The 21,132-nt window shown below is 44.1% G+C and carries 19 protein-coding genes and 1 pseudogene; 4 read left to right on the top strand and 16 right to left on the bottom strand.

The features are described from left to right. The 15 genes from AACQ83_RS18970 to flgB all read right to left on the bottom strand — a co-directional run. Positions 1 to 797 (bottom strand): hypothetical protein (locus tag AACQ83_RS18970; protein ID WP_240000856.1); only part of this gene is annotated, 797 nt, incomplete at its 3' end. A gap of 49 nt (positions 798 to 846) precedes the next feature. Then, positions 847 to 2,448 (bottom strand): hypothetical protein, encoded by a 1,602-nt coding sequence (locus AACQ83_RS18975; protein ID WP_112879169.1) that lies wholly within the window; start codon positions 2,446 to 2,448, stop codon positions 847 to 849. A 20-nt stretch (positions 2,449 to 2,468) separates the two neighbouring features. After that, positions 2,469 to 3,395 (bottom strand): DUF4123 domain-containing protein, encoded by a 927-nt coding sequence (locus AACQ83_RS18980; protein ID WP_112879170.1) that lies wholly within the window; start codon positions 3,393 to 3,395, stop codon positions 2,469 to 2,471. Next, on the bottom strand, positions 3,395 to 5,365 hold the full coding sequence (tssI, locus tag AACQ83_RS18985) for a type VI secretion system Vgr family protein (protein ID WP_112879171.1): 1,971 nt from the start codon (positions 5,363 to 5,365) through the stop codon (positions 3,395 to 3,397). The genes AACQ83_RS18980 and tssI overlap by 1 nt, the downstream gene beginning before the upstream one ends. Before the next feature lie 568 nt (positions 5,366 to 5,933). After that, positions 5,934 to 6,899, bottom strand: coding sequence for a flagellar hook-associated protein FlgL (gene flgL, locus AACQ83_RS18990; RefSeq protein WP_112879172.1), 966 nt, complete (start codon positions 6,897 to 6,899; stop codon positions 5,934 to 5,936). A 294-nt stretch (positions 6,900 to 7,193) separates the two neighbouring features. Next, positions 7,194 to 8,837 carry a flagellar hook-associated protein FlgK gene (gene flgK, locus AACQ83_RS18995; protein WP_112879173.1) on the bottom strand — a complete coding sequence of 548 codons (1,644 nt, stop codon included), beginning with the start codon at positions 8,835 to 8,837 and terminating at the stop codon, positions 7,194 to 7,196. 134 nt (positions 8,838 to 8,971) lie between these two features. Continuing rightward, entirely contained in the window at positions 8,972 to 9,913 is a 942-nt protein-coding gene (gene flgJ / locus AACQ83_RS19000; RefSeq protein ID WP_112879174.1) for a flagellar assembly peptidoglycan hydrolase FlgJ, read from the bottom strand. Continuing rightward, positions 9,913 to 11,022 (bottom strand): flagellar basal body P-ring protein FlgI, encoded by a 1,110-nt coding sequence (locus AACQ83_RS19005; RefSeq protein WP_112879175.1) that lies wholly within the window; start codon positions 11,020 to 11,022, stop codon positions 9,913 to 9,915. Before AACQ83_RS19005 ends, flgJ begins: the two co-directional genes overlap by 1 nt. Before the next feature lie 12 nt (positions 11,023 to 11,034). Beyond that, positions 11,035 to 11,787: a flagellar basal body L-ring protein FlgH gene (locus AACQ83_RS19010; RefSeq protein WP_112879176.1), complete on the bottom strand. Its 753-nt coding sequence runs from the start codon at positions 11,785 to 11,787 to the stop codon at positions 11,035 to 11,037. Positions 11,788 to 11,863: 76 nt separating this feature from the next. Then, positions 11,864 to 12,646 carry a flagellar basal-body rod protein FlgG gene (gene flgG / locus AACQ83_RS19015; protein WP_112879177.1) on the bottom strand — a complete coding sequence of 261 codons (783 nt, stop codon included), beginning with the start codon at positions 12,644 to 12,646 and terminating at the stop codon, positions 11,864 to 11,866. 23 nt (positions 12,647 to 12,669) lie between these two features. Then, positions 12,670 to 13,425, bottom strand: a complete 756-nt coding sequence (locus AACQ83_RS19020; protein WP_112879178.1) for a flagellar basal body rod protein FlgF — start codon at positions 13,423 to 13,425, stop codon at positions 12,670 to 12,672. A gap of 18 nt (positions 13,426 to 13,443) precedes the next feature. Further along, entirely contained in the window at positions 13,444 to 14,658 is a 1,215-nt protein-coding gene (flgE, locus tag AACQ83_RS19025) for a flagellar hook protein FlgE (protein ID WP_112879179.1), read from the bottom strand. Between the two features lie 27 nt (positions 14,659 to 14,685). Next, positions 14,686 to 15,381, bottom strand: coding sequence for a flagellar hook assembly protein FlgD (gene flgD, locus AACQ83_RS19030; protein WP_112879180.1), 696 nt, complete (start codon positions 15,379 to 15,381; stop codon positions 14,686 to 14,688). Positions 15,382 to 15,393: 12 nt separating this feature from the next. Beyond that, the gene (flgC, locus tag AACQ83_RS19035) at positions 15,394 to 15,798 is read right to left on the bottom strand and encodes a flagellar basal body rod protein FlgC (RefSeq protein WP_112879181.1); all 405 of its coding nucleotides are present in this window, start codon (positions 15,796 to 15,798) and stop codon (positions 15,394 to 15,396) included. A gap of 5 nt (positions 15,799 to 15,803) precedes the next feature. Beyond that, entirely contained in the window at positions 15,804 to 16,217 is a 414-nt protein-coding gene (gene flgB / locus AACQ83_RS19040; RefSeq protein ID WP_112879182.1) for a flagellar basal body rod protein FlgB, read from the bottom strand. A 237-nt stretch (positions 16,218 to 16,454) separates the two neighbouring features. Here flgB and flgA point away from each other — a divergent pair, with 237 nt between their 5' ends. The 4 genes from flgA to AACQ83_RS19060 all read left to right on the top strand — a co-directional run bounded on the left by flgA (position 16,455) and on the right by AACQ83_RS19060 (position 19,464). Continuing rightward, a complete protein-coding gene (flgA, locus tag AACQ83_RS19045; RefSeq protein ID WP_112879183.1) occupies positions 16,455 to 17,114 on the top strand; it encodes a flagellar basal body P-ring formation chaperone FlgA in 660 nt (219 codons plus the stop codon). A gap of 124 nt (positions 17,115 to 17,238) precedes the next feature. After that, positions 17,239 to 17,541, top strand: coding sequence for a flagellar biosynthesis anti-sigma factor FlgM (flgM, locus tag AACQ83_RS19050; RefSeq protein ID WP_112879184.1), 303 nt, complete (start codon positions 17,239 to 17,241; stop codon positions 17,539 to 17,541). Positions 17,542 to 17,552: 11 nt separating this feature from the next. Further along, the gene (locus AACQ83_RS19055) at positions 17,553 to 17,993 is read left to right on the top strand and encodes a flagella synthesis protein FlgN (RefSeq protein WP_112879185.1); all 441 of its coding nucleotides are present in this window, start codon (positions 17,553 to 17,555) and stop codon (positions 17,991 to 17,993) included. A 340-nt stretch (positions 17,994 to 18,333) separates the two neighbouring features. Then, a complete protein-coding gene (locus tag AACQ83_RS19060; protein ID WP_112879186.1) occupies positions 18,334 to 19,464 on the top strand; it encodes a hypothetical protein in 1,131 nt (376 codons plus the stop codon). A 149-nt stretch (positions 19,465 to 19,613) separates the two neighbouring features. Here AACQ83_RS19060 and AACQ83_RS19065 read toward each other — a convergent pair. After that, positions 19,614 to 21,112: pseudogene (locus AACQ83_RS19065) on the bottom strand (hypothetical protein). Positions 21,113 to 21,132 lie beyond the last annotated feature (20 nt).

The following is a 21,132-nucleotide window of genomic DNA, read 5'->3' on the forward strand; positions in this document are numbered from 1 at the left end:
CTTTTTATTTTGATATTATGGTAAACAGACTGATCAGCAAAAACACTCTCTTCACTTTCACCGGAAACCCAAGCCCAGGCTCTAAGCGCAACTTTTTGTTGATCACGGAGTGTATTCAAATCCTTAGCGTTATAAGCCTGCCAGACCGCTACATAAGCTTGTTGTAATTGCCGACGTTGCTCTGGCGTATCGGTATAAGGGGTTGCTTTCTCCCATTCCCAATCAGGTAAGCCACTGATTTTTACATTTCGGCTAAACCGATATAAAGTCATATCAGGTGGAAACTTTCGGATATCAAAATAGTCTTTATCCTCATGTCCAGCTTCTACGTTTTCTGCCTGAATCGTATGACGCACCACTGGTGTACTAATAGCAGCATATTTCGCTTCATTTACGGGTGTTATTGCCACAGGTTGACCGTTTTTATCTATCGCTACTTCAATTGCCGTCAGCACCTCGCTCTTTTTACCACGCATGGCCGTCAATTCCAGATTACATTTGGCTTCAGGATTAAAGTGGTTGCGGATTTCACCTGATAGCTTATCCGGGGAAAACCAACCCAATGCGCCAAATTCCAGACTGATTTCATTTTCACCGTTTGTCATAAATAACATGGAAGCCGTACTGGCAGTACCAAATCCCCGGCCACTCAGGGCTGAGTTTCGATTATCCATGCCCGTTACGCCATTGGTTTTGATGTCACAAAAGGCATATTGGATATCGAATAAACTGCGAATATACAACCTCGGCTCATTTGCATTAGCACCAAACATCACCATTACTCCTAAACCAGACATAATAATCACTCCTAATAATAGCAATAACCATTTTAATCTCATTTTATCCTCACATTCCGGGTAACCCGGTGATAAACGGAATGTTATCCATCTTAGGTTTAAAGTTAGGGTCATAACCCATTTCCCACGATGTTGTTTCAGCACCCGGGACTATCTCCGGTCGAGTAATAGGCCGCTCTTCTCCTATCAGATTAATTCTTAACGGGGATTCACTGGCTTTTAACGGATCAGCAATAACCCATTTCCACTTCCCTGTAACTTCAATGATAGATCTTTTACCATTTTCTTTTTTCGCATCCGCAGCTACCTCAATTTCCGAAACAATTCCATTATGGTAGCCAGCCAGATCGATCCCTTTATCATGTTGATCAAGTTCAAAACCCGCCGCTGTTTTTACAGCCACACCCGCTCCCATTGCGACTTCCATTATCATAATATGGGTCTTAAAGGCGACATTCATTTTTCCCTCCAGACTCAATTTCAAATCATTCTTATCACCAGCGTCAAAAGTCCACTGCTTTTGTTTATAAGCGGCACCCAATTGAAAGGACAAATTGCATGTCAAAATAATGCAACATTCCAGATCTAAATAGTTTTTATCATCTGAATTCCTGCGGGCCACCGCCTCCCTGAATTTGGCTGCTACACGCTCTATCTTGCAATACGCCGCCCCCATTTGAATGAGATCCAGTTTTGCCATCATCCCCAAAAAAGGAGCGGCACTGAAACCCAAAAAATGGGTACGGTCATCCATTGAAGTGGTTCGGTCATAAGCATAAGCCAGTCCAATATTGATGGGGTCCACCTTAAGCTCAAGCAGTTGGTAGCTGCGGGTGCCCTTTGAATCCGGATCGGGCGCCAGGTATTCTTTGGTATAACCCAGTAGCTTTTCCACCCGATTGATGACCTCTAAATTGGGCAGGTTTTTCCTCACCTTATTAATTTCCGCAAACTTCGCCGAATAATCCATATCCTGAACCGTTAAAGCGTATTCGACGTTAAGGGCCGTCTGTCGGGTCAGATAAAATGGGTCCGTATGGGTTGTCCACCCACTGCGCAGTTTATTGCCATTTTTAGGCTTGACATTTTCCATCGCCTGACGCGCTTTTTTCTGTTCACCACGTCGCTCTTTTACAGTGCGTTCTCCATGAGAAAAATCAAAACTCAATCCAACCGAGACCATAAAACTGACCGACGGGTAAACCGCTATCGTCGCGTACTGTTGACTATCCAGGCAGCCCTGGGTTATTAACTTATAATAACGCGGTTCACTGTAGATATCTGTCGGGTTGGCAAGATTAGATAAATAAAACCAGACACTTTCCAAATCACTTTCAATCTCAGCGTCTGCCAACTGATCTTTATAAAATAATGTCACCTCCTGCGGAGCATTAAATTCTAGCGTTTTCTCTTTCTGCCCCCCCGTTAGCACCGCATGATGTTTAGCCGCGTTATTACATTTAGCTTCAATCTGTATCGTCCCTTTTTGACCTTTTCCATGATCAATCAGGCTCATCTTAATTGCCGGCTTTTCAGGCCATATCTGAGTATTCTGACCAAAAGTGACGCTGATTTTATAAATACAGGGGTCCGGGTTGTCGCATGTCATGCAGGCAACACCGGCACGGGATGAAATAGTTTGTTCAGCCATATCAATTACCTTTTAATTACCTAATCGGGGATAAAACCCAATTCGCTTTTTAATAATGTTTCCATCCGATAATAACCCGGCCACTGGGGGTCTCTGAGTGCGGTTAACCATGCCGGCGGGATTTGCTCAAACTGATTGATATGTCTCTCCATCAGTAAATAGAGAAACCCTCCAATGGCGCGTTCATCAATGATTTCATTATCACGACAAAAATAAAAACAATCCTCTGCTAAGGTTTTATGTTGAATAAATGTCTCCTCATCCATATAAGCGGGAGAATAATGCGTATCAGGGAACGGGTTTTTCAATATCCGGTCTAAATGTGCCGACAGGGAGTCGTATGGCAGATCTATCGTACCGGCGCCATTATGGTAATTGACTTCATTAATAAGTTGCGTCAGTTTATTAATATATCGTTGCTCGAATAGCTCATTTAACTGAGCATATTGCTTTGTTGTGATCCGCAACATCTTTTGTCTGGAGCATGCCTCTGCGGGAAATTGTTTTCTGACCGCGTGAAAATTATCTTCATGCTTAACGCCCATCAGAGAAGTGCTAATTTTATTTATCGGCCCCAGAAAACAGTGAATTTCCCAGTCACTGAGGACACTGAGAAACTCCCAGATATTGCGCGGATCATAAAATCGGAAAAATACAGGTTTATCTTGATCGGGTAATAATACTTGGAGATATTTGCGTAAATGCTGACGCAATGTTTTCATATCCGCTTTTGAGTGAAGACAAATTCCCCAGCATGTTTTCCATTCCTCTAAATACAGTCCGACTTTTTCTGTTACCTCCACCAAATAAGGTGCCACCTTAAGCAGCTCAGGTGATAAAGATTCGTCATAAAGACAAACCGCAGGGGGATTAAAATTTTCCAAGATAAAAAACAATCGGTATTCAATCGCACCGTCAATGACGGCATAATATTTTTCAGCGGCCATCAGTTGTTATCCTCCTTCGGACAGTGTGCAACAAACAAGGAACCGGCACTGGCGGCAGCTTGCAAAATAACCGGATTCGCCGGTCGCAATAAATCTCCAGGACTCCCCCCTGAGTTCAGATTAATAGATGGACCTTTGATATCGACACCATCAGCATGAATAACAATAAAGCTATTACCTACTTTCAGACTGATTTTATTGCCGCTTTGCACCGTAATATCACCATTGGTATCAATACTGAGCATACCCTGAACTTTCTGTGCCACATTGCCGCCAGCTTGCAAAGTTTTGTCACCCTCAACCTGAACAACGTAGTTCCCGGTGGTTTTATGTTCCTGCTGCCCATCAACCGTTATTTTACGGTTGTTGGCAATCACCAGTTCGTCATCATGTCCAATGCTGGTTGTACGGTTGTAATTAATTCGCTCATCTCGGGAATTAAGCACCTTAATCGCCAGATTTTTCTGAGCATGAATAAACACCTCTTCTCGGTCTTTTTCATCCTCAAACCGCAGTTCATTAAAACCATCCCCTTTATGGGTTTTTGAACGAATGGACATCTGGGTTTTTGATATCGGCAGAGGATTAGGCACAACATTAGCGGCATGATAGGTACGCCCAGTAATAATTGGCTGATCGGGATCGCCATGTAGAAAATCCACCAACACTTCCTGCCCTACACGCGGGATAGCAATCATACCCCAACGCTTGCCGGCCCAAGCCTGACTGACTCTGATCCAACAAGAACTCTGGTCATTGAATTTGCCATATTGATCCCAGGCAAACTGTACCCGCACACGCCCGTATTCATCACAAAAGATCTCTTCCCCCTCAGGGCCAACCACGGTCGCAATTTGTAGGCCGTCAATGCGCGGCTTAGGATAAGGCGAGGGACGCCATACCCGGTTGCGATCGCCAAAGGTGAAATCGTTCGTTAAGGTCGTCCCCATTTCACCGAAACGAGATTCATCCGCCTGTGGCTGTCTACCGTGATGGCTGATTCTAATGACCAGCCACAGGGTATTAAATTGCGCTTTCGGATGATCAGTCAGCGTAAACCCTGATGCCGGCGCCAGGGCAAAACAGTCACTTTGCCCACGGCCAAACATAGCATCAGTTCGGAGCGCTTCCAGACGATATTGACTCAGGCGCTCGCCAATCGCACCTTTTTTAAAGCGCCCGGGAAAATCATAGTAAGTGTAACTGGGTAAATCTGAACGCTGGTGGTTAATTTGGCGTTCGTGATATTCATATTCAGCCCCCCACAGTGGATTTTTAAAAGTACGATCCTTCAACTCAATATTGGCAATCCCGACCTGTTCACGCCAACAGAATCGACTGATACTGCATTGGCTTCCTGTCGCATCCAATTCTGGATGATAAGGCAGTGAAAGGTTGCTATTTATCCGATAAGAATCAGTAAAAACAATTAATGGCTCTCCCCGCTCTTCACTAAAATCAAAATAATAGAATATTCCTTCATCAGCCAATAAACGATGAAGAAACGCCAAATCACTCTCATCGTATTGAACACAAAATTCCCGTTCAGGATGCTCATAACGCAATAGGAAATGGAAGTTTCTAACGCCATTTTCTTTCAATAATATTTCAATAATCTCGGTCACAGATTGATGCTGAAAAATACGGGAATTCACCCGTAATCCGGTACGCCATAAACCAGGGTGAAGAGTCAAGGAATAATAACTGCGATGACGACCTGTCGTACCTTGTTCAAACTGAGTCACAATCCCAGTGACACTGCGCTCTGGTTTTCCATCACGATAAACGGTTAGTGTCGCAAAATGATCCAGAACATCCGCAAAATCAATATCTGGGTCAGCACTGGTTAATGTCACCTCCAGACAAAATAATGTTGATAGAGCTTCATCTAGCGTAAAGTCAACCACAACAAAAGTTTTCTCCGGGAGACTACCCGCAGTAAGTGTAAAAACCAGCCCTGAATCTGTCATGACATTCCTCCTGATTGCAGGAAGTGGAGACTCAGGGAATTAAGCAGATCATGTAAAACAACCATAATTTCACCCTCTTTTACTTAAATGATTACCGCACCTATTCACCGGCATATTCATTTACCAAATTTTCCTTTGTTCAACATATGAGCGGGAGAATAGAAGAGGGAAGAAATAATCAACTTATTTTTTTAAAAAAATGATATTTTATTCTGGTGAAAATAGGGATTTTTGCGTAAAATTTCAATATATTAAATAGGTTACGTTAAAATTAATGATAATGATTTTATTAACCAAAATCGTTGGCCTGAATCAGTAATAAAAACAAAAGAGGAAACCAAATTAACGTAATATTTCAAACGATATACTTTTCTTTTCCACTTATCAGTCGAATCCGCTGTATATATTTAACTGCAAAAAAACAGCATTCACTTTATTAAAAGTAAACATCTATAGGAGTATTAATTCAGAAATTAAAACAGAATTATTTAAATAATAAATAATGACGTAAGATATTTAATTGATAAAATCGCTGGTCTAAAAACCAGCGATTAAAGTAAAAATTAAATTAACGAAATATCTCAAACAACGACATGCCTTTCATATCGACAAATGTTTTATACGATGCTTGAAGTACGGCTTGTTGCTGATAATAATTCGAAATCGCTGAGTTCCATTCTACATCAACCAATTGACTCAAACGGCTTTTATTCGCCAAGCTGCGTTCTGCCCCCAAATTATTTAAGTCTTCTATTTCTCTCAGTTGTAAACCCAATACCGACTCCACAGAAGAGATATTATTCAACGCATTGCGAGCGCCGCGGTTAGCCTTATTCAACAATTCCAGCGCATCATCACGACTATTTTGATCTGCCCCGGTAAAGGGTGTTTTCAATGACTGAATCGCCATGTCTATGGTTTTAAATATATCAGATTCACTCGGGCTGCCATCCGGCTCTTTTATCGGATTACTGGTAGACGAGAGAAAAACCTGCTCCCCGGTATGTCCAATAATCATAGAGCGGTTACTATCTACTTTCTGAGTTATTTCCTCAGAGCCACCTCGATAGCTCACTGTACCGCTTGTACTCTCATCAAAAGGCTTCACATCCGTTTTATAACCGGCAAAAATATAGCGGCCATTACCATCGGTAGTATTACCCAAATTCACCAGTTGTTCTTTAAACCCTGTCAGTTGAATAGCCAACGAGTTACGATCTTCATCACTCAATACACCGTTTACTGTGGCTACCAAACTTTCATGAATATTTTGAACCACACCGACAGCTTTGGATACCACACTCAATTGCATAGAAATCGCGTTGTTAGCAAACGAGCGAGCGGTTATATACTGCTGGTTCTGAGATTCAGCCTGAGCAACCATGACACCCTGAGATGCCGCCATCGGATCATCAGATGGATTTATCACCCTCTGACCACTGGATAGCTGTGCTCCCTGCTGCATCCATTTCGACTGAGCAGTAGTGATACTCGTCATTTTCTGCTCGTACAATATATTGGTACTTACGCGCACAATTTCATTCCTTTTAAATATTCAGCTATACCCGTTATCTTTCAAGTTGCCTCTTTGTTGGCTGCACTCGCTCACCCCGGTCACATAGTTTGCTATGCTCCCGGGGATTCTCTCCCTTGCCGTCGCGATGCATCTTGAAATCCATTGGGTATATACCCGTTATCTTTCAAGCTGCTGCTTTGTTGGCTGTACTCGCTCACCCCGGTCACATAGTTTGCTATGCTCCCGGGGATTCGCTCCCTTGCCGTCGCGATCCATCTTGAAATCCATTGGGTATATTAAATGGCTCGTTTATTAGTGACGGAGTTCTAAAATAGCATTAAATAGCGTTGTGGCAGTCTGGATAACTTGAGCATTGGCCAGATAATATTGCTGTAAGTTTTGTAATGCGCCATATTCTTCATCTACGTTGACGCCGGAAACCGACTGCTGTTCAGCGTAAAGTTGTTTAGTAATATTATTCTGAGTTTCTAAATCAACATTCGCCGTGCTAGTCTGGTTACCAATAGTACTGACCATCGAAGCATAAGCACCAGAAAATGATGCTTTACCCTCTACCAATTTTTTGTTCTGCAATTCAATGAGTTTTTTGGCATTAACGTTATCACTCGGCCCACCATCTTTAGTACCGGCAACCGCCAATTGCGACGCATCTTTAATATTAACCGCCATACTGCTAATAACACCATTGACCGCTTTCAGTGTATATCGATCGTGTTCTTTTGCATCGGTTGGATCAACTTCAACTTTTAATCCATCAAATTCCAGTGTATTACCTGTTACTTTGGCAGCAATATCCGCCTTATCAGAGGCTCGCTGGATTTTCCAATTAGCCCCATCGTAGCTAATATGATAATCACTGGCTTTCACCGCTGAGGTATCTGTATATTTCACTTTAAAATCAACAGAACCTTTATTTTTACTATCAGCAATTACATCCGGGTTATTAAATGTGAAGAAATCTTCACCCGGTTTGCCTTTTAAATCAAAACCAGCACGATGAACCTGATTAAATTGATCGCCCAATACCAACGCTAATTGGTTTAACTGATTACGGGAATTATCCAGCACTTCACTACGCGCCCTCAATGTGCCGCTTAATTGCCCTTTATCAATGAATCTTTCATCAATTTCAACAACATCGCCAAAACCACGATCATAACCTAATGTAATGCGGCTACTGTCCGCATTGGATGAAATCGCTTCCACTCGATAAGCGGTTGTTCCCTGAACCAGTGTCAATCCACCGGCAAAAGTCACATTATAAGTGTCACCGTCCTGCTGAGTCACACTCACCCCAACCAGTTTATTCAGTTCATTGACCAATTGATCACGCTGATCCAGTAATGCATTCGGCTCAGCACTACCACCGCCTCTCATACGGGTAATTTCACCATTGAGTTTAGCAATTTGCTGCGCATAGTTATTAATAGACTCAGCCGAGTTAGCTATTCCCCGATTAATGTTATTTTCCATTTTACGCAGGAAGGCATCCGCACTTTTCAACTGGTTTACCATCCCCTTTGATTTACCAATCGCTGTCGTTCTGGCTGCATCATCTTCCGCATTACTGACGACATTTTGTAAACTGGTAAAGAAGTTATCAATGGTGTTTGACAGGTTATTCGCTTTGTCTGCCAGCAAATTATCAATCTGGGAAATTTGCTGAGTATAAGTGGTTAATGCCCCTTGTTTCGCCTGAGCCGCAGACAGTTGTTGATTAATGAATTCGTTATATTGACGGTTAATACTGGTAACAGTAACACCATTTCCGATAAAGCCAACGGACGTCATCGTGCCACCGTTTTGATTGATAACTGTCGATTGCCGGTTGTAACCAGGAACTTTGGAATTTGCAAGGTTATTACTCACGGTTCCCAGAGTAATCTGAGCAGCCTGAAGGCCACTCATCGCGGTATTAATAAGACTGTTGGACATCAGAAGATCCTTTTGCGTTTTATTTATGTCTCCGCTAGTGGGTGGCGGCAAACAATCTTTCAGATAACTAAAAACAAAGTCTGAATTGCTTTAATTTATCGGCTGAGCTCAATAAAACTTGAGCAAAATAGAGATCAAAATAGTTTACTCAAATCGTAGGTATAAGCTTTTACCGCCTGCTCTCCAGCACCTTTTAACTGTTGAATAACTGAGACCAGTTTTTTCGCATATCCGGGATCGGTCGCATAACCTGCCTGTTGTAAGGAATAAGCCCCTTGTTCCGGGGTAACAGAACGGGCAACGTTGGCGTAACGGGGACTTTCTGTCAGTAATGTGACGTAATCCTCAATCGCTTCCACATAAGAGCCATAAACACGGAAGTTATCCTTCATTTTCTGAGGCTCACCGTTGATATATTCTGTGGTCAAGATATTGGTTACCGGCCCTTTCCAACCTTTACCCGCTTTAATACCAAACAGATTATGACTTGGCTTACCCTCAGCGGTCAGAATCTCTCTTTGTCCCCAACCAGACTCTAATGCGGCCTGAGCAATAATCAGCAAATGAGGAATACCACTGCGTTGGCTAGCTATCCGGGCAGGGGTCGAAAGCGTAGATATAAAATTTGTGCTGTTTAGGGGAAGCGGTTTAGGTGCCGCCTCGGGTTTCGGTGCCGTTCGACGTATAAATTGCTCAAGCGCCTGCCTTGGCAAGGTTTGTAAAACTTCGTTATCCAGAGTCATGGGGATCTTACCCGCCATTTCGCCAGGAGCAGTTTTAGCGCTAGAAAGCTGCTTGAGCATCATATCGGCAAAACCTAGCCCCTTCTGAGCCATATTTTGCGCGATTTGCTGATCGTATATCGAAGTATAAAGGCGCGTCTGTTCACTGCTCAACATGCCATCTTTAGGCAGAGCTGAACGCATGCTTTTCAACATCATCTGAACAAATAGCCCTTCCATTTGTTGGGCTACTTGCCGTAGCCCCTGTTGTGGATCTTTTGCCAGATTGGATTTTAACGTGTTAACCGACTGTACATCATAAGCCGCACCGGGCAGGGTTAAAAAATCATTCATCAAATGATCTCCAATTTCGCCCGCAGACAACCTGCACTTTCCATTGCCTGTAAGATTGACATTAAATCATTCGGGGTCGCGCCCAGTGCATTCAAGGCTTGAATAACATGGCTCAAACTTGCACTGGCGTTAACCTGCTGCAACGCACCATTTTGTTCACGGACAGCAACAGCGGGATTACGAGTAACAACGGTACTGCCACCTGCTAACGGTGTATTGGGCTGACTAATAACCACCTGATTATCGACAATGACAGAAAGATTCCCTTGAGCAACAGCGCAGCTATCCAGCATGACATTACGGTTCATTACCACAGAGCCGGTGCGAGAGTTGATAATCACTTTGGCATCACCGACATCAACACGGACAGTGAGATTCTGCACATGGGAGAGGAATTTAACCTGTTCGCTTTTATCTCTCGGCATACGCAATTGTACTGTGCGGGCATCCAACGGCGTTGCTGTTCCCGTTCCGCCCGTACGATTGATGGTATCGCTAATTTGCTGCGCCAGTGAGAAGTCTTCGTTATTTAATTGAAGATTCAGTACGCCATTTTCACCAAACTGCGTAGGCAATTCCCGTTCAATCACTGCACCGTTACTAATCCGACCACCTGCAAGCTGATTGACTTTTACACTGCTTCCCCCCGCGCTGGCGCCAGCGCCGCCAACCAATATATTACCCTGCGCCAGAGCATAGACTTGATTATCAACACCTTTTAACGGTGTCATCAGCAAAGTACCACCACGTAAGCTTTTCGCGTTCCCCAGTGAAGAAACCACTACGTCGATATTCTGCCCGGCACGGCCAAACGGCGGTAACTTCGCGGTGACCATCACGGCAGCCACGTTTTTCAACTGCATATTGGTTCCCGGAGGAACGGTAATCCCCAATTGGGATAACATGTTGCTTAAGCTCTGAGTAGTAAATGGCGTCTGAGTCGTCTGGTCACCCGTTCCATCCAGCCCAACCACTAATCCATAACCAATCAACGCATTTTCCCGTACTCCTTGAACCGTGGTGAGATCACGGATACGTTCTGCTGATGCCGTTGTTGTCACCAGAGTCAGCAATACAAGAAGAAGGCTGACAGCAAATTGTTTTATCATAACCATCCCCTGTTAAAATGGTGCAACATTCAGGAAGAAACGCTGTAACCAGCCCATGTTCTGCGCTTCATTGATATAACCATTCCCCACATATTCGATGCGGGCATCAGCGACCTGATTGGAACTGACGGTGTTATTAGCATTAATTGTCCGTGGGTTAACGACACCGGAGAAACGAATAAACTCGGTTCCCTGATTGATAGCAATCTGCTTTTCACCGACCACATGTAAGTTACCGTTTGCCAATAACCGATCGACTGTCACGGTAATCGTCCCTCTGAAGGTGTTATTCGCATTAGCGCCGCCTTTCCCACCAAAAGTATTCTCTGCTTCCATATCCAGATCGGTTTTATCTCCACCAATTAACCCTTTCAGGAAACGGGGAGTCAGTGCTGCGGAAAACGTGTTTTTTCCATTACGGCTGGCATTGGCCGAAGAATTCTTACTGGCGCTGACATTTTCCTGCAATGTAATCGTCAGGGTATCGCCAATATTTCGTGGTCGGCGATCTTCAAATAGCGGCTGATAACCATAATAAACCGGCTGTACTACTTGAAAAATAGCGCCATTAGGGACTGGCGCGGTTGCCGCGGAAGGTGCTGCGGTGGTTACCCCCTCAACCAAGGGTTTTTGTGGTATATACGCACAGCCCGTTAGTGACAATACCGCCAGTGCTATACTACAACGCCATTTATTCGCCACATTTTTCCGTAAATGGCGGAACTGACAAACGGCGCTGGTCTCGGCAACAGCCATTGTATCCATCTTCGATACTCTTTATTTATCCCTGAATAACGGGGAAACTTGAATGTTCCCCCGCAGTTCTGATTGACGATTTAGGTTATAACTGAGTCAGTTTTTGCAGCATCTGATCAGACGTCGACACCGCCTTACTGTTAACTTCATAAGCACGCTGAGTCTGAATCATGTTGACCAATTCTTCAGCGATATTGACGTTAGATGTTTCGACATATTTATGCTGGAGCAACCCAGCGCCATTGATTCCCGGCGTGTTTTCAATCGGTATGCCAGAGCTGCTAGTCTCTACATAAAGGTTTTCGCCGATACTTTCTAACCCACTGTCATTGATAAAGGTTGTCAGGGTAAATTGACCAACTTGCTGAGGTGCCGATTGCCCCTGTACTTTCACGCTGACAACACCATCACGGCTAATGGTGAGGTCCGTCGCGTTATCAGGAATGGTAATGGTAGGGAAGATCAAAAAACCGTTAGCGGTTGCCAACTGCCCGTTTTGATCTTCCTGAAATGAACCGTCACGGGTATAGGCACTGGTACCATCAGGTAACTGGACCTGAAAGAAACCCTTTCCTCTAATGGCAACATTATGGCTGTTATTAGTTTCAGATAAGTTTCCCTGACTATGTATACGTTCTGTTGCTACCGGACGCACCCCGGTACCTATCTGTAAACCAGAAGGCAAGCGGGTTTGTTCCGATGACATCGCTCCTGGCTGACGAATGTTCTGGTAAAGCAGATCTTCAAAAACGGCACGCTGGCGTTTAAAACCATTGGTGCTGACGTTTGCCAAGTTGTTGGCAATCACATCCATATTGGTTTGCTGGGCATCCAGCCCAGTTTTAGCAATCCATAATGATCGGATCATCGGTTTTATCCTCTGTGTCTAAATCAACTCATTGCTAATAGCTGATTAGCACGTTGTGCATTTTCATCTGAGCTATGGATGACTTTCATCTGCATTTCAAAACGGCGGGCATTGGCAATCATACTCACCATGCTTTCCATTGGGTTGACGTTACTTCCTTCAAGCACTCCGGGAATTAATTTCACCTCATCACTGGCTGGCAAGACATTACCCTGTAACGTTTGCGCCTGTTCCGTCATGTGAAAGAGGCCATCATCACCGCGAACTAGCTGATCGCTCTCCGGTTTCACCATTTTCAATCTGCCAAGTTGTCCCAATTGTGTTGGCGGATCACCAGGAATCAGTGCAGATATAGAACCATCCGTCGCCAGGGTTAATTCAGCCTGCGGCGGAACATTGATCGGGCCGTTGTCCCCCATCAACAAGTTACCTTGAACAGTTAGCTGACCTTCCGCTGAAATCTGAATACTGCCGTTACGCGTGTAAGCCTCAGAACCCTCTTCAAGCTGAACCGCCAGATATCCCCCCTGCCCAATCGCCACATCCAACGGACGAGAAGTATAGTTCATCGGCCCTTGACGATTGTCAAAGCCCGGCGTTGAAGCGACAACTAAAGTACGGGTATTAAAGGTAGCACCTTCCACAGGCACCGCCCGCAAAGCAGCCAGTTGCGCCTTAAAACCCGACGTCGAGGCATTAGCCAGGTTATTTGCCGTCACTGCCTGATGTTCTAGTGTCTGACGAGCACCGCCCATTGCGGTATAAATGACATGATCCATAATGCTATCCTGAAACTATCAACGCATACTGACCAGCGTTTGCAGGATCTGATCTTGAGTTTTAATGGTTTGCGCACTGGATTGGTAGTTGCGCTGCGCCACGATCATATTAACCAGCTCCTGGCTCATATCGACGTTGGATGCTTCCAGCGAACCACTGAGCAATTTACCAAAACCCCCCGATCCCGCAATGCCAACAACTGGGCTACCTGAAGCACCCGTCTCTATCCAAACGTTGTCACCCTGCGCTGCCAGCCCCTCTGGGTTAGCAAAGTTAGTCAGAACGATCTGGCCTAATAATTGAGATTGCTGATTGGAATAGGTGCCGATGACACGACCATCGTCCTCAATACGGTAGCCATTGAATTCACCTGCGGCATAACCGTCTTGCTTGAGCGTCGATATGCTATCAGCATCAATTTTCTGCTGTTTACTGCCATTAAAATCAATGGTGATATCAGCGGCATTAGAGCCATTCAGAGAGGGAACATTAAATGTAAACTGATTATTGTCACCAATCAGCTTACCATTACCATCAAATTTCAACGTCCCCAATGGAGCTGCTTTAGCGCCCTCAACCGCACTATCCTGAGCATGAACCTGCCATTCGTTATCGTTCGTTTTCACAAAGAAAACCTTGATAGCATGTGGGTTACCCAGGCTATCAAAGGTGGTAACACTGGTAGGATAGTTATAAGAATCCTTATTTTCTGGCGAGAAAACATCTGCCGGTTTTTTATGCATCGAATTAAGGTTGGTTGTCATCGTAACCTTAGTTGTTGCTTTAGCCGCCAGTATACCTTGAGGTATTGTAATCGGCTCTGGGTTAGCCCCTTTCTGAATCTCCGGCGCGCCGCCATTGACACCGACTGCGGGATAGCCAGTCAATTTCATGCCTTGCATGTTGATAATATTACGGTTCTCATCCATCTTGAATTGACCGTTACGGGAATAGTAGATCTCACCATCACCGCCTTGCATACGGAAAAAACCGCCCTGAGTGATCGCCAGATCAAGTGGGCGATTAGTCGTGGTCGGCGTACCATCTTTAAAATTCTGATTAACACCCGATATTTTTACCCCCAGACCCACCTGAGAACCGGCAAAAATGTCAGAAAAAGCAACCGTGCTGGATTTAAAGCCATATGTCGCCGCGTTAGCGATATTATTACCAATAACATCCAAATTACCTGCCGCAGCATTCAAACCACTTACTGCTTGTGAAAAAGCCATACTATTCTCCGTTAAAATTCTTGTTGGTTAAAGAATCTGACGTATCTGATCCATTGTGACAGTACCGATCCGTCCTAAATCTAACTTAGCGCCGTCCGCGTCACGAGTAACGCCATTTACCTTCGCAAACCTCAGCGGCTGAAATACTCTCTGTTCGCCTTTATAGCTGGCAGTAATGGTGAAGTTATAAGCGCCATCCTCAACATTAGTGCCATCTTCTTTTTTGCCATCCCAAGGGTGGAAGCTATGGACACCCGCTTCCAATCCACCGAGATCAATTTGGCGTACAACAGTCCCTTGTTTATCAGTAATGGTGACTTGCACACTATCCGCGGGCCTTTCCAACTCAATACCAAATGGTGTCGTACTGACGTTCCCAGCTTCTTTGTTTAAACCAGCCAAAATAGTATTCCCAGGGATCATCACGCCCCGTCCAATCAGGGCCGATGCCTGTACAGGCTGATTATTATTTATCTGACCAACAATAGACCCCAGGGTGGTATTCAGCTTTTCGATCCCCGCGAGTGTGTTAATCTGCGCCAAATGGGAGGTCAGCTCATTGTTCTTCATCGGGTTAGTTGGATCTTGATTTTTCATTTGCGCGACCAGCAATTTCATGAAGTTGCTATTCAGCTCTTCACTACCCTTCTTCTTACTGGCCAATGCTGACTCTCCAGCAATCGTGTTATTCAGTGATTCATTCACTGAACTGGTAATAGCCATGAATCCCTCCTGTTACTGACCTAACGTCAATGTTTTCAACATTATCGATTTAGTTGTATTAAGCACTTCAACGTTGGCTTGATAACTACGGGAAGCGGAAATGGTGTTAATCATTTCTCCGACCACATCAACATTTGGCATCCGCACATAACCCTTTTCATCAGCCAGTGGGTGTCCCGGCTGATATTCAAGGCGGAAAGGGGTAGGATCATCCACAATTTCACTGACTCTGACGCCGCCTGTTTCTTGCCCCGCCGCTGCGGCAACCCGGAAAACCACCTGTTTAGCCCGGTATGGCTGACCATCAGGCCCTGTGACACTATCGGCATTTGCCATATTGCTGGCACTGACATTTAATCGTTGGGATTGCGCTGATAATGCCGAACTAGCAATATCAAAAACACTGAGTAAAGACATTGCCCTTATCCTTGCTGTAAGACTGACATCATGCTTTTAACTTGAGAGCTGGTCGCAGTCAGTTCAGCCTGATATTTCAAGCTGTTATCCATAAAATTGCTGCGTTCCATATCCATATCCACCGTGTTGCCATCCATCGCTGCCTGATAAGGCACCCGATACAGTAAGTCCATCTCCATTCTCTTCTGAGGCTGAATAGGAATATGCCGATCGGATGTCAGCGTCAGCCCGATCCCGTTTCCGGTAACCCGACCGTGTGCAATGGTTTTTTTCAGTTGTGTGGCGAAATCAATATCCCGCGCTTGATAACCGGGCGTATCCGCATTGGCGATATTAGCGGACAATATTTCTTGTCGCCGTGATCGCAATGACAGGGCTTCCTGCTGAAAATGAAAGGCTGCATCTAATTTATCGAGCATATTCCTCCCTCTAATGTGACTGACTTATATTGTGAACCTTAATAGCGCTTTTCGCGATCGCGAAATTCGCAGTAAACAGAATAAACGCAGAAGGAAAAGCCTATCGGATGAATAGACGCTAATTGGATTGCTATTTATCCCATTGGCCGATATTCAATGTAGGTACACTTATATACGACTAAATGTACGCGACTAAAAGGCAGCGTATTGACCTACAGAAATAATGAGAGCGAGAAGATGCAAGCTATAAATATTATCGGGCTGTTCGCATTTTTCTTTATCACTTCGATGGCATGGGGCAATAATTTACCCCAAGCTATAGAGCACTATTTCCAGCGGATACACCGGGATAATCATCATAAAGTTTCTGTTAACATCAAAACCCCTGAACAACAATGGCCTCAGTGTGAACAGCCAGAAATTCAACCCGCTATCGGTGGTCAAAACTGGGGAAATCTCTCTTTACCTGTTATCTGCTATCAACAACGCAAATTCATTCAAGTCTCTGTCAGTGTGACAGGGAATTATCTGGTTACCCGCCGAGCTATCTCGCGTAATGATGTTTTATCAGATAAAGATTTTCAGGTCAGAAGTGGATTACTGGAAAGACTACCGCATGATCTGGTCATTAACAAAAATGAGATAAAAAATAGTATTGCGATACGTAACATCCCGGCGGGGCAGGCAATTACTCATAATATGTTACGCCGCCCGTGGGTTGTACGGTCAGGCCAGAGTGTGGCGGTGATTATACAGGGAAATGGCTTTCAGATACGAAACGAAGGGAAAGCTATTAATAACGCCGCTATTTCTGATAAAGTCAGGGTTCGAATAAATTCAGGACATGTTATAACCGGCCAGGCATTAGAAAACGGCAATGTAAAAATCATGTTATAAGTTCTAAAGTTTTCGTTCACTGTGCCGATATAACCAGCAGAGCACGATTTGCAGGTATGCAAATGGCATGTAACCTGCTCCGATCCATAGGTGAACCTATGCCTGGCCATAAAGGATAATGATTATGAGTATCGAACGCACTCACCCCTTATTAGCTATCGCTGCTGTTCAACAGCGACCAACTAATGAAAGCGCTCAGGGCACCCGAAAAACCGCCGGCGTTACCTTACAAAGCAGCGATGCACAAGTAAAACTGAGCGAAGCACAAACAAAACTGGTTCAACCAAGCAGCCAGGATATCAATATCCAAAAGGTGCAAAAGTTGAAAGAAGCTATTGCTCACGGAACCTTAAAAATGAACAGCGGTAAAATAGCAGACGCTCTGCTCAAAGAAGCCGCCGAAAACTTTCAATACGATAAGAAATAATTAAACCGGCTATGGAAGAACTTCAACAATTACTCAAACAGCAAGTGACCTATTTGACCTCGCTGACCCAAGCTATGGCGGAAGAACAACGTATTCTGTGTGAGGGTTTTATTGAAGCACGAGATTTGCACCAGATAACAGAACGAAAAATTTTTCTGTTGTCCGCACTTAGCCATTCAGAACAGCAACGTCTTAATTTGAGCAAAGCATTAAACATCATTGCGCCTTATGATAAGCAACCTTTGCTGGCCACATTATGGCAACAGATCGGCAAAGCGGTTATCCGGGTTCGTGATTTAAACACCCATAACGGTTCGTTGTTAACCCAGCATCTTGATTTAAATAGCAAAGCCATTGCTTTCCTAAAAAGTCATCATAGCCCATCTCTTTATGGTTCAGACGGCCAAGCTGCCCGTTACAGCATGCTTTCCGGCCACAAAGTTCAGGTTTGATTCAGTGCATTACCGCCCATTGCGGTAGTGCTACTTTTTATTGTTTTGATAGTATTTTTAAGCACCACCTTCCTGTTCAAACCGAGCTTCGTCGCTGCTCACAGAGTCCTCAAGCATGAATAATTCAAACGAAACGAAATGTACTGTGAAACAGTTGTTGCAATCAGGGAAGAAAAGATTAGCAAAAATCACCATTTGTAAGCCAACGTAACAATTGTGCAACGATAACGTTTTGCATGTTACGAAAATATATTGCAGAATAGGGATAAACGACAACGAATATTGACAATATAATTTTTAATTACGCAACATACGAGTTTCAACTTCAGGAACAATATTGATGCACAAGCAACTAAAAAAAAGAAAATCGAGCGGACAACAGATACCAAAAACGCCTCAGCAACAATTCAAAACTTACTGGAAGTCCATCGAAAAATACCAATTGAAGATCGCCAAGCTACAACAGCAACAAGACGAATTGTTCATGCGCTTTCAACAGGAGATCTTACCGGTAGAACATCAATATATGCAGTCCAGATATGATAAAGCGGCACGGTTGCTTTCATTTGCCGATAAAAAATCGCTGGGGAAAAACCAGCGAAGAGAATTATTTGTCTGGATAGAAGAAGAGCTTGCTGAGTTATGTACTTACCCCTTTAACGAAAACCTTGATCTCAATAAGTTGACCGATCACTTTTCCAATCTTCATGCGTTTAAAGAAGAGGAAATTCCGACACCAGAACAGATGGCTGAGATCCGGCAGACTTTTGGTGAATATTTTGATTTTAATGAAGAAATATCTGATGAAGAATTACTTGATATGATGAAAAACCCTGAAAAAATGCGTGCCGCCATAGAGCAGCATTTTCAACGGGAATCAGAACATTTCTACGATGAATATGATGCAGAAGAGACCATTGACTTCGACCCTGCGGAAGAAGACCAGAAAAAACTGGATTCTTTGTTTAAATCGCAGGAAGTGAGCCAAATGTATAGAAAAATAGCCAAGGTACTGCATCCAGATCGTGAACAGGATTTAGATGAGAAAAAGAAAAAAAACCAATTGATGGTACAGTTATCACAAGCCAAGAAAGATAATGATGTCTGGACGATAATAAACATGTATCACAAGTACATTGATCCAACTTTCAGTTTTAACAGCCGGGATATATCCGACATCAATAAATTGCTCAAAGCACGTATAGATATATTAGCCAATGAACTTAATCAGCTAAAAAAATCTGATTCGTTACCGGGCATGATTTGGCGCACACTGGGAGGTGAAACATCGAAGGCAATAGAGAATAACCTCCACGAACATTGCAAAAAATTGCGGCAAAATATAGAAAACGAAATCCAACTGCGCGAAAGCTTACGCTCACTCACTGTACTAAAAAGCTACCTTGCAGAACGACGTGATGCCTTAGAATTTGAACAAGAAATGATTGACTATTTTTTCAAACAATATTGAATCCGCTGAGTCTGACGTAAATTTCAGCAGCTTACTTATATAGTTTACCGACCATTAGCCGCACACTGCGTCAGTGCATTACCACCCATTGTGGTAGTCCCATTTCCTTGTAATATATACAAAAAATGGGGCTATCCTAGATTAGACCATCATTTGATATTCTCAAAAACATAAACTGCACCGGCTTTGGGCTTAGAATCGACACTCTCTACTGCTGCACCAACAGCAAAACTTGTCCCCGCCTTATTCAGGCCAACAGGTCCACCAAAACCATTTAAATTGTCTGAAGGGTTCAAAATCTCCATCGGTGTTTCCATATTCCACTTATTATTCAGACAGGTATATACATACACCCTGGAAGACGTTCCCACTGCCAGACGATCTCCCTCGTCATTCAGTTCGAGAGAACCGCCAAAATTCTTTACGTCACTTGCAGGAACCGAAAACTTAATGGGATTTTCTCTATCCCAGATCCCATTCGTGCGTGTATACACATAAATCGTGCTTATTGTGGAATCATCGTAACCATGCACCGCCAGACAGTTTCCTGCGGCACTCAGGGCGATAGCCTTGCCAAAATCAAGAGAACTCGAAGGGACCGGAAACTTAATGGGATTTTCTCTATCCCAGATCCCATTCGTGCGTGTATACACATAAATCGTGCTTATTGTGGAATCATCGTAACCATGCACCGCCAGACAGTTTCCTGCGGCACTCAGGGCGATAGCCTTGCCAAAATCAAGAGAACTCGAAGGGACCGGAAACTTAATGGGATTTTCTCTATCCCAGATCCCGTTCGTGCGTGTAAACATATAGAACGTAGAATGTAACGTAGGTGGTTTGTATTCGCACCCAGCCACCAGACAGTCTCCTGCTGCGTTCAAGCTGATACCCAAGCCAAAGATTTCAGTGCGGCTCGGAGCCGGAAACCAAACGGGCTTTATTACATCCCAGACGCCATTTGTGCACATATGTACACCAACCTCTTTTCGGAACTATTGGCCCCACTAGCTGCCAACGCCAAGCAACCTCCCGCCGCATCCAGACAGACATCCCATGAAAATCCATAATGATCACTTTGATAAGACTCAAGCACAATAGGAGTGCTTATATTCCACTCACCACTCTTCCGGCGCGTATATACATAGACTTTATTAATCATCCCAACCGCTAAACAGTCTCCCGCGGCATTCAGGCTAACAGAAGTACCAAAGTACTCCCTCGCTTTAGGAGAAGGAGAAACAATACGCGTCATCATAGTACGTTTCAAACCTAACACCTGCGTGATCTCCATCCGCTCCCACCGCGATAAACTGAAAAAATCCGCAAACTGAACCTGCCGATCGGCATCCAATTTCAGATACCCTCCCCCATCAAAAGAGAGTCCACCTTCTGGCTTCAAGGATAGCGCCAAAGCCCCCTGTTCAAAGTTTAACCCGCCAGAATGCTGGGTGTTGAGGGCCAGTTTTCCTTTGTCATCTCGTTTCAACCCTGTGGTTGAGCCATCACCCTGAGCGCCATCAATGATTTCATATGCCTTATATGCCTCATCAATCAAGCGGGAAAATGCTTCCGGCATGAGTCGAACACCAGATTTAAAACTCGCTTTCAATGAGTCAATGGTATTAATTTCTTTATCAGTCATCACATTTCCTCAAAAGCCAGCCG

The organism is Photorhabdus sp. S10-54, assembly GCF_963878145.1.
Taxonomy (GTDB): Bacteria; Pseudomonadota; Gammaproteobacteria; order Enterobacterales; family Enterobacteriaceae; genus Photorhabdus; species Photorhabdus kayaii.